This is a genomic window from Leifsonia sp. 22587, assembly GCF_052044215.1.
Classification (GTDB): domain Bacteria; phylum Actinomycetota; class Actinomycetes; order Actinomycetales; family Microbacteriaceae; genus Leifsonia; species Leifsonia shinshuensis_C.
Genome location: NZ_JBQENB010000004.1, coordinates 54,195 through 63,821 on the forward strand (window position 1 = coordinate 54,195; position 9,627 = coordinate 63,821).

General features: G+C 73.2%; 9 protein-coding genes. 1 reads left to right on the forward strand and 8 read right to left on the reverse strand.

Translation table 11 applies throughout. The annotated features are described in order from the left end of the window. Window positions 1-2: 2 nt before the first annotated feature. From ACTJI1_RS16005 to ACTJI1_RS16015, 3 genes are read right to left on the reverse strand one after another with little or no spacing between them, the layout of a single operon-like run. Complete coding sequence (locus ACTJI1_RS16005) at window positions 3-878, reverse strand: arginase family protein (protein ID WP_310128206.1); 876 nt, start codon at window positions 876-878, stop codon at window positions 3-5. After that, window positions 875-1,621: a PspA/IM30 family protein gene (locus ACTJI1_RS16010; RefSeq protein ID WP_440743436.1), complete on the reverse strand. Its 747-nt coding sequence runs from the start codon at window positions 1,619-1,621 to the stop codon at window positions 875-877. Before ACTJI1_RS16010 ends, ACTJI1_RS16005 begins: the two co-directional genes overlap by 4 nt. Before the next feature lie 56 nt (window positions 1,622-1,677). Then, complete coding sequence (locus ACTJI1_RS16015) at window positions 1,678-3,744, reverse strand: TPM domain-containing protein (protein WP_440743437.1); 2,067 nt, start codon at window positions 3,742-3,744, stop codon at window positions 1,678-1,680. A 146-nt stretch (window positions 3,745-3,890) separates the two neighbouring features. Here ACTJI1_RS16015 and ACTJI1_RS16020 point away from each other — a divergent pair, with 146 nt between their 5' ends. Further along, a complete protein-coding gene (locus tag ACTJI1_RS16020) occupies window positions 3,891-4,625 on the forward strand; it encodes a gamma-glutamyl-gamma-aminobutyrate hydrolase family protein (protein WP_310128212.1) in 735 nt (244 codons plus the stop codon). Between the two features lie 87 nt (window positions 4,626-4,712). On the opposite strand, the gene ACTJI1_RS16025 is transcribed toward ACTJI1_RS16020, so the two are convergent. From ACTJI1_RS16025 to ACTJI1_RS16045, 5 genes are all read right to left on the reverse strand, one after another. Further along, entirely contained in the window at window positions 4,713-5,405 is a 693-nt protein-coding gene (locus ACTJI1_RS16025) for a protein-L-isoaspartate(D-aspartate) O-methyltransferase (RefSeq protein WP_440743438.1), read from the reverse strand. 88 nt (window positions 5,406-5,493) lie between these two features. Beyond that, a complete protein-coding gene (locus ACTJI1_RS16030) occupies window positions 5,494-6,516 on the reverse strand; it encodes an N-acetylglucosamine kinase (RefSeq protein WP_440743439.1) in 1,023 nt (340 codons plus the stop codon). Then, on the reverse strand, window positions 6,504-7,775 hold the full coding sequence (locus ACTJI1_RS16035) for a 6-phospho-beta-glucosidase (protein ID WP_440743440.1): 1,272 nt from the start codon (window positions 7,773-7,775) through the stop codon (window positions 6,504-6,506). The genes ACTJI1_RS16030 and ACTJI1_RS16035 overlap by 13 nt, the downstream gene beginning before the upstream one ends. A gap of 3 nt (window positions 7,776-7,778) precedes the next feature. Continuing rightward, window positions 7,779-8,687 carry a carbohydrate ABC transporter permease gene (locus ACTJI1_RS16040; RefSeq protein ID WP_440743441.1) on the reverse strand — a complete coding sequence of 303 codons (909 nt, stop codon included), beginning with the start codon at window positions 8,685-8,687 and terminating at the stop codon, window positions 7,779-7,781. After that, a partial coding sequence (locus ACTJI1_RS16045) for a carbohydrate ABC transporter permease (RefSeq protein ID WP_440743442.1) occupies window positions 8,684-9,627 on the reverse strand: 944 nt, incomplete at its 5' end. The genes ACTJI1_RS16045 and ACTJI1_RS16040, both read right to left, overlap by 4 nt.

Genomic DNA, 9,627 nt, shown 5'->3' on the forward strand with positions numbered 1-9,627 from the left:
CGCTAGCGGTCACCGTCCGCCCCGCCCGGCGCGCCGGTCGGCCCGGTGAGGGCACCCAGGATGCGCAGGATCACCGGCAGGTCGTGCCCGGCGGCGTCCGGCGTCTCCGGCGCGAACTCCATGAGCCCCGCGCCCGCGAGCTCGAACCGCCGCCGCAGCGCGCGGATCGTCTCGGTGAGCCGTTCCGGCTGCACCCCGAACGGCTCCGGCGAACCGATGCCCTCGATCGCGGAGGGGTCGAGCACGTCGAGGTCGATGTGGAGGTACACCGCGCTCGCGCCGGTGGCCGCGACCGCGTTCACGATCGTCTCCGGATCGTCGAGCTCGCCCGAGGCCACGACCCGGATGCCGTGCTCGTCCACGTAGGCGGACTCGCCGTCGTCGAGCGCTCGCGTGCCCGCCAGCACCAGCTGGGCCGGATCCAGCCGGTCCGCGCCGGTGGAGGCCAGCCCCTCCGGACCGTCGCCGAGGATCGCCCGCAGCACCATGCCGCAGAACGCGCCGGAGGGGGAGGACTCGACGTCGTTCAGGTCTCCGTGCGCGTCGAACCACACGACGGCGACGTCGCCGGGTGGATGCGCGGCCAGCGCGTGCTGCACCGCGGCGAGCTCGGCGCCGCAGTCGCCCCCGATCGTCACGACCGGCGCCTCCAGCAGCCCGAGCTCGGCCTGCGTGGCCTCGCGGACGACCGCGAGGGAGGAGAACCGGTTCACGCCCGTGCCCAGCGACTCGCCCGCCGCCGCGGGCACCGGCACCTGGTGGGTGCGCGCGGTCGGGAGGTCGCCGCGGATGGCGTCGGCGCCGTCGATGAGGCGCATGGCGCGCGACGACCCGGAGCCCTGCCACTGCGGCACGACCAGGAACGAGGCCCCGCTCACCCCTGGGGACCCGACGTCACGGCCGCCTGCGCGCCACCGGACTTGAGGGCGGCGAGCCGAGCCTCCACCTCGGTCATCTCGCCGAGGTCGTCGAGCTGCTCGAACTGGGAGTCCAGGCTGGAGGCTGCGAGCTCCTGCGCCCCGCGGACCTTGGCCTCCTCGCGGCGGATCTTCTCCTCGAAGCGGGAGACCTCGCTGGTCGGGTCCATGATGTCGACGCTCTTGACCGCATCGATCACCTGGGCCTGCGCCTGGGCGCTCTTGGCCCGCGCGATCAGCTCGGCGCGCTTGCTCTTCAGCTGCTCGAGCTTCTCCTTCATGCCGTTGAGGCCGGTCTTGAGCTTCTCGACCACCTCGGTCTGGGCGGCGATCTGCGGCTCCGCCGCCTTGGCCTCGTTCTCGGCGGAGATCTGCCGCTGCAGCGCGACCTTGGCCAGGTTGTCGAACTTGTCGGCGTTGTCGGCATCCCCGGACGCCCGGTACTGGTCGGCCTGACGGCTGGCGGCCAGCGCCTTGTCGCCCCACTCGCTCGCAGCCTCCACGTCTTCGCGGTGGTCGTCCTCGAGCAGCCGCAGGTTGCCGATCGTCTCGGCGATGGCGCTCTCGGCGTCGGCGATGCTGTTCGTGAAGTCGCGGACCATCTGGTCCAGCATCTTCTCCGGGTCCTCCGCCTGGTCGAGGAGGGCGTTGATGTTCGCCCGCATCAACTGCGAGATCCGCCCGAAGATGGACTGTTTCGCCATGTGCTCTTCCTTTCGCTCCCGCCCCCGATGGGCGCTCGTTCCGTGTCTTCCGGTGGTCAGAACCGTCCGCCGCCGCGCCTGCTGCGCGTGCCGCCGCCGCCGAAGCTGCCGGCGCTGAAGCCGCCGCCGCCGCCGCCGAAGCCTCCGCCGCCGAAGCCGCCTCCGCCGCCCCAGCCGCCGCCTCCGCCGCCCATGCCGCCGCGCAGCACCGAGTCGATGAGGATGCCGCCGAGGATCGCGCCCATGGCGCCGCCGCCTCCGCCGCGCGAAGTGCCGCCGCCGAACACGTCGCCGAGGCCGCCGGGCATGCCGCCGCCGGTCGGGAATCCGCCGACGTCCTGCTGCGCGAGCTGCGTCGCCTCGTCGGCGAGCTGCGCGGCGCGCTGCGCGAGCGCCAGGGCCGACACGGCGTCGGTGGCCGCCGTCTGCTCGGCCTGCACGACCAGGCGCCCGGCTTCCGCGAGGCGGGTGCGCGCCTCGGGCCCCACCGCGCCGCGGCGCGCCGTGATGAAGTCTTCGCACGCGGAGACGCGGGCCCTGGCGGTGAGCAGGGTCTGCTGCAGTGCCGACTGGGCGCGCTGCGCCTGGGCACGCGCATCCCGGACGCCCTGGAGCACCGCGTCGATGGAGCGGTTGGCGCCGTCGAGCCGCTGGGCGAGCTCGAGCGGGTTCACCCGCCCGGCCGCGAGCTTGGCCTTCACGTCGTCCACGGTCGCCTCGGTGCCGGCGACCGCCGCGGCGATCGTCCCGCCCGGGTCGCTCGACGCCGCCAGCGCGCGTGCCTCGGCGAGGTCGCTGGTCAGCTCGGAGAGCGTGCCGTCGAGGGACTGCTGCGCCGCCGCGAGGTCCGCGCCGAGCCGGTCGACCGCGTCGAGCAGCAGGCCGGCCTGGTCCGCCGACTCCTCGGCCGCTCTCACGCCGACCGCCGCGGCTCCTGCGTCGCCGGCCGTCGCCTTCTGCGCAGCGCCGGCGAGCGCCGTGTCGGTGAAGTCGAGGCGCTGCTCCGCCTGCTCGACGTTGTCGTGCACCGTCGCGAGCGACGCCTCGGTGTAGCGCTGGGCGAGACCGTCGAGCGTCGCCCGGGTGGTCGCGAGGCGCTGCCGCAGGGCGGCGGCCTGCGTCTGGATCTCGGAGGTCGCCTGCGGGATGCGCTTCTCGAGCGCGCGCAGCTCGTCGAACGCGTCGGCCTGCGCGTCGAGCGCCTGGTTGGCGGCGGTGCACAGCTGCACGATGTGGATGTTCCACTCGCGCCGCTGCTCGTCCGTGTCGGGTTCCGCGTCGTCCAGCCGCTGCTTGAGGGTGAAGGCTTCGCGCAGCTGCGCCTTCGCGCCGTCGAGCGCGCCCTGGAACGGCACCACCGCATCCGCCCCGTACTGCGCGGTGGCGAAGCCGAGCTCGTCCTCGCTCGTGCGGATCGCGTCGTCCGTCTGCACCAGCGCCGACCCGGCCCGGCGTTCGAGCTCGTCCAGCGGGATGCTCTGCAGCTCGCTCTGGGGCGTGGTCGGACCTGCGGCGGCCTGCTTCTTGCGCGAACCGCGCGAGCGCACCAGCACGAAGATCACGACGCCGACGATGACGACGCCGATCAGGAACACCCAGAAGAAGATGGCGCCGCCACCACCACCGCCTCCGCCTCCTCCGACGGCGTCGCCCAGCCCGGTGGCCGCGGCGACACCCGCGCCCGCCCAGTCGTTCGCGTGCAGCTTCGGCTCGATGTCCTCCTGCTCGATGCGGTCGAGCTGGTCCGCGCTCACCGGGCCGGCGTCGTCGCCCGACAGGTAGTAGGTGCGGCCGTCGGTCGCCACCGCGAGCAGGTAGTCCCGCTGGCCGAGTCCGTTCTTCGCCGCGGTCTCGTTCGCCCAGTCGGCGGCCTCGGTCGGATCGGTGAACTCGGGCACGTAGACGACGTAGAGGTCGATGCGGTGGTCGTCGTACAGCTTCTGCGCGGCGTCCGCGACGCGCTGCTCCTCGGATCCGCTGAGCACGTTCGACTGGTCGACGACGTGGCTCGGCCCGAGGTCCACCGGTTCGGCCGCCAGCGCGGGGGAGGCCGCACCCGCGAGCGGAGCGACGACGAGACCCAGCGCAAGGAGGGACCGGGTCAGCAGACGTCGCACGCGCATCCACCCACTCTCTCGGGTCCGGCTGATACTCCGCCGAGTCTATGCGGGCTCCCGGACGCTGTCACTGTTTCCGCCTGTTACGGGCACACGTGCGCTCAGCCCGGCGGGCTGCTGGGATGGAGGAACCCGGCCGAGAGGAGGAGCGCATGTCCGACGCACCCGCCCTCGCCGTCGTCGAGGCGACGCGCGACCGCTCGCACGACCCCGCGTACCACGACTACGTCCAGCTGCTGGTCGGCAACGTCATCGCCGAGGCGGAGGCGCAGGGCTGGGCGGTCACCCGGCTGGCGGCCGACCACGGCGCCGACGCGCTGCTCGCCGACACCGCCCGTGCGGACGCCGTCGTCATCGTCGGCGGGGAGGACATCCACCCCGACTTCTACGGCGGACCCACCGGCTACCCGAACGAGTCGCGGCACCTGCCCGCGGCGGACGCCGCCCAGATCGCGCTCGTGCACGCCGCCCTCGTGCGGCGCACGCCGCTGCTCGGTATCTGCCGCGGCCTGCAGATCGTGAACGTCGCGCTCGGCGGGACGCTCGTGCAGGACCTCGGGGAGGAGTGCGGTCACGTGAACCGCGGCGTGCCCATCCCGCAGGTGCTCACGACCCACACCGCCCACGCCGAGCCGGGCACACGCATCGCCGGGCTGCTCGGCGAGCAGCCGATCGAGGTGCGCAGCGCCCACCACCAGGCGGTCGACCTGCTCGGCGCGGGACTCGTCGTGTCGGCACGGTCGCACGACGGCCACGTGGAGGCGGTGGAGCACCGGGATGCGCCGGTGCTGGCCGTGCAGTGGCACCCGGAGGACGTCGCCGCGCCGTGCGGGCAGCTCCGGAGCCTGCTGGGCGGCCTGAGCCAGCGCGTGCCCGTCGCAGCCTGACCCAGCCGCGGCCTGACCCCGTCGGCCCGGCCGCGCCTCGCGTGGCGTCGCCTCGTGCTCCGTCCCACTGCCGCGCGCGTCGCGTCGTCAGCCGGACGCGGGCCACCCCTGGTCGCCGATCAGCGGCACGAACGCGACGGCCCCGAGGTTAGTCTCGTGCAGCTCCCCGTCCTTCCGCAGCGTGTACGCGGCGAGGTGCTGGGCGCGCCCCGGCCGCCCGACCGGCATGACGATGCGTCCGCCGGGTCGCAGCTGCGCCGGCCACGCGGGCGGCACCGAGGGGCCGGTGGCCGCCGCGACGATCGCGTCGTACGGCGCGCGGGCGGGCCAGCCCAGCGTCCCGTCGCCGGTGACGACCTCGACCCGGTAGCCGAGCGCCTCCAGCGTCGCCGCCGCCTCCACCGCGAGTCCGGGATGCCGCTCGATGCTGACCACGCGATGCGCCAGCTCGGCGGCGACCGCCGCGGCGTACCCGGAGCCCGTCCCGACGTCGAGCACGGCGTCCTCCGGCCCGATCCGGGCGGCCTGCAGCATCAGGGCGACGATGTACGGCTGCGAGATCGTCTGTCCCTCGCCGATCGGCATCGGGTGGTCCTCGTAGGCGTACGGCGCCGCGGCGGGCTCGACGAAGAGGTGCCGCGGCACGCGTCTCATCGCGTCGAGGACGCGCTGGTCCTCGATCCCGCGGGCGGCGAGCTGCTGCTCGACCATGCGCGCGCGTTCGGTGAGGTGGTCGTACTGCGTGCGGCTATTGAACCACCACGGCCGGTCCGCCCGCACCGCCCGCGTCCATCGAGGGGTCGCAACACGCCGTTATCCGCCGCGCATGACGGCGTGTTGCGCCCCCTCGTTGCCGCCCGGGCCGCCGTCAGGCGCCGGGGACCGGCACGACGGCGGCGGGCCGCCCCTCCAGCGCGCTGCGCGCCGCGTCCACCGCCGACGGGTCGGCGCCCGCCGATTCGAGGGCGAGCAGCGCGGCGCCGAGGATGGGCGCGGCCGTGACCAGCTCCATCCGCGCCGCCGGGGCGCCCTCGGCGAGCAGCCGCTCGATCGTGCCGAGCAGCCGCTCGTCCCGCCCGCCGATGACCCCGCCGCCGAGCACCACCGGCACCGGCCGGTCGAGCAGGTCGAGACGGCGCAGCGTGGTGATCGCCATGGTGGCGATCTCCTCCGCCTGCTCGTCGACGAGGCCGAGGGCGACGGCGTCGCCGTCGCGGGCGCAGGCGAACACGGTCGGGGCCAGCCGTGCGAGGCCGCTGCTCGGAAGGCGGCCGAAGTGGAGGGCCTCGATCACCTCCTGCACGCTGCCCAGCCCGAGAGCGGCCGGCACGGCGTCGGCGAGTTCCGTCGGGCCGCCGCGGCCGTCCACCGCCCGCGCCGCATACCAGAGGGCGCGCTCGCCGAGGTGCCAGCCGCCGCCCCAGTCGCCGGAGATCGTGCCGAGCGACGGATAGCGCACCACCCGGCCGTCGGAACGGACGCCGATGCAGTTGATGCCGGTCCCGCAGACGACGGCCACGGCGTCGGGTTCGCCCGTGCCCGCGCGCAGCAGGGCGAAGAGGTCGTTCTCGACCGTCGCGCCCGCCCATGGCGTGTGCGCGATCTCTGCCCGGAACTCCTCGAGCTCGGCCGGGAGGTCGAGCCCGGAGAGGTACAGGTTGACGGCGGCCAAGGGTCGCGGGCCGGTCCGTTCGAGCAGGGTGCCGATCAGGCCGGAGACGAGCTCCGCCGCAGCGTCCATCCCGATCGCGTGCGGGCTCGATGTGCCCGCACGCGCCTCGGCGACGACCGTGCCGTCGAGCTCGAGCGCGACCGCATCCGTCTTCGAACCGCCGCCGTCGACTGCGACGACCAGCGGCGCCCCCTCGGAGCGACCGCTCACTGCGCCCATGCCAGGTGCTCCCGGTTGTGCGCGATGAGCAGGTCGGTGAGCCGCTCCGCCCGGTCGTACTGCCCGACCAGTGGATGCGCGAGCATCGCGCGCAGCACCCGGTCACGGCCGCCGTGCACGGCCGCGTCGAGAGCGAGGCGCTCATAGCCGGCGACGTGCGCCACCAGGGCGGCGTGGTCGGCCGGCAGCGGGTCGACGGGCCGCGCCGTCACGCCCCGGGCGTCGACCGTGGCCGGGACCTCGATGACGTGGTCGTCGGGGAGGAACGGCAGCGTGCCGTCGTTGCGCAGGTTCACGATCTGCACATCGCCCCGGTCGCCGGTGAGCGACGCGATCAGATCGACGGCCGCCTCCGAATAGAAGGCGCCGCCGCGCTGCGCCAGCTGCTCCGGCTTGGTGTCGACCGCCGGGTCGCCGTACAGCTCCAGCAGCTCGCGCTCGACGCGCTGCACGGCCTCCGCGCGCGTCGGCGCATCCCGCTGCTCGCGCAGCACCTCGTCGTGCGCGTAGTAGTAGCGCAGGTAGTAGCTGGGCACGTCGCCGAGCAGCCGGAGCAGGGAGGCGGGCAGCTCGACCTCGCCGGCCAGCTGCTCCAGACGCTCGCCCAGCAGCTCGGGCAGGACATCGCGCGTGCCGTCGCCGTCGCGCACGAGCACCGAGCGCTCCCAGGTCAGGTGGTTGAGCCCGACGTGGCCGAGCTCGACCTGCGCGGGCTCCAGCCCCAGCATCCCGGCGAACCGGCGCTGGAAGCCGATGGCCACGTTGCACAGCCCGACCGCGCGGTGGCCCTCCTGCAGCAGCGCTCGGGTGACGATGCCCACGGGGTTGGTGAAGTCGACGATCCAGGCGTCGGGCTTGGCGTGCCTGCGCACCTCCTCGGCCACGCGCAGCACGACCGGGACGGTCCGCAGCGCCTTCGCGAACCCGCCGGGGCCCGTCGTCTCCTGGCCGATGCAGCCGCACTCGTGCGGCCAGGTCTCGTCCCCGTGCCGTGCGGCCTGGCCGCCGACGCGCAGCTGCAGCAGCACCACGTCCGCATCCGCCACCCCGGCCACCAGATCCGGGGTCGGGACGATGCGTCCGGGATGCCCGGCGGCGCGGAACATCCGCTGGCTCATGCCGCCGACCAGGCGCAGCCGCTCGGGGTCGGGGTCGACGAGCCACAACTCCTCGATCGGGAGCACGGCCCGCAGCCGGGCGAACCCGTCGATGAGCTCGGGGGTGTAGGTGGAGCCGCCTCCGACGACCGTCAGTTTCACGAGTTATCCCTTCACGCCGGTGAGTGTGATGCCCTCCACGAAGACGCGTTGGGCGAAGAAGAAGATGAGGACGACGGGCACGGTGACCAGCATCGTCATCGCCATGGTGAGCCCCCAGTCGGTGCCGTGCACGCCGCGGAACGACGCCAGCCCGTACGCGACGGGCCACGAGGCCGGATTCTCCGAGGTGTACAGCAGTGGACCGTAGTAGTCGTTCCAGGAGGCGAAGAACATGAAGATCGCGGTCGCCGCGATGCCCGGCTTCGCCATCGGCAGCACCACCCGCCAGAGCACGCCGAACTCGCCGTTCCCGTCGATGCGCGCCGCATCCGAGTACTCGCTCGGGATCGTCAGGAAGAACTGCCGCAGCAGGAAGATCGAGAACGCGTCGCCCAGCAGGTTCGGCAGGATGAGCGGCCACAGCGTCCCGGTGAGCCCGAGCTGCGACCACAGCACGTAGATCGGGATCGCCGTCACCTGCGGCGGCAGCAGCATCGCGATGATGATCACGGTGAACAGCACACCCGACCCGCGGAAGCGGATCTTCGCCAGCGCGTAGGCGGCCGGGACGCTCGACACCAGCATGAACACGGTCGCGAGCACCGCGTACATCGCCGAGTTCGCGAACCACTGCGCGAGCGGCACGGTCGTGAACACCTTTACGTAGTTGTCCCAGTGGAACGGCTGCGGCCAGAGCGACGCCGTCAGCGTCTGCTCGCTCGACATCACCGACGTCAGGAACACGAACACGACCGGAGCGATGAACAGCACCGCGAGCACGACGAGAGCCACGTGCTCGGCGATCCACGCCAGGATGCGGCGGGCGCGCGACGAGCGCGGCGTCGGGATGCGGCGGGACGGCGGCGGCGCGCTGGCCGCGGTCGTGCCGGGGGAGAGGGTGGCGGAGGTCATTGGGCGCCTTCCGGGGTGAACGCCTTGAAGCGGCGCAGCAGCAGGACGAGGATGACGGCGGCGACCACGAACAGCAGCACCGCGAGCGCCGAGGCGTAGCCGAGCTGGTACGTGCCGAAGCCGCGGACGTACAGCCACTGCGTGTAGGTGAGCAGGGAGCCCCCGGGGTAGCCGAGGTTGGCCGAGATGCCCTGGCCGACCACGGCCTTGCCCGACGCCACGGAGGATGCGACCGCCGCCTCCGTGAAGTACTGGATGGCCGCGATCACCCCCGTGACCGCCGCGAACAGCAGCACCGGCGAGATCGACGGCATCGTCACGTAGCGCACCTTCTGCAGGCCGTTCGCCCCGTCGAGGGAGGCGGCCTCGTACTGTTCGCGCGGCACATCCAGCAGCGCGGCCAGGAAGATGATCATGATGTCGCCCATCACCCAGATGCCGAGCAGCACCAGGGACGGTTTCGACCAGGCGGGGTCGTTGAACCACAGCGGCCCCTGGATGCCGAACCAGGACAGCACCAGGTTCACCGGGCCGGTGCCCGGGTTGAACAGGAACACGAAGGCCACCACGCTCGCCACCGGCGGCACGAGGGCGGGCAGGTAGAACACGGTCCGCCAGATCCCGGATGCGCGGCGCGCCCGGGCCAGAAGGCCCGCGATCAGCAGTGCGAACGCCGTCTTCACCGGCACCCAGATCACGACGAACCACAGCGTGTTCAGCGTCGCGAGCCACACGTTCGGGTCCTGGGTGAACAGGTACTCGTAGTTCCGCAGGCCGATCCACTGGGGTGCGGAGATCAGGTCGAAGCGCGTGAACGAGTAGTAGATCGACGCGATCAGCGGATAGACGAAGAAGATCAGCAGACCGAGCAGCGCCGGCGCCAGGAGCGCCAGCGTCACCAGGTTCCGGCGGCGCCGTGCGGAGGATCGTCGTGCGGGGC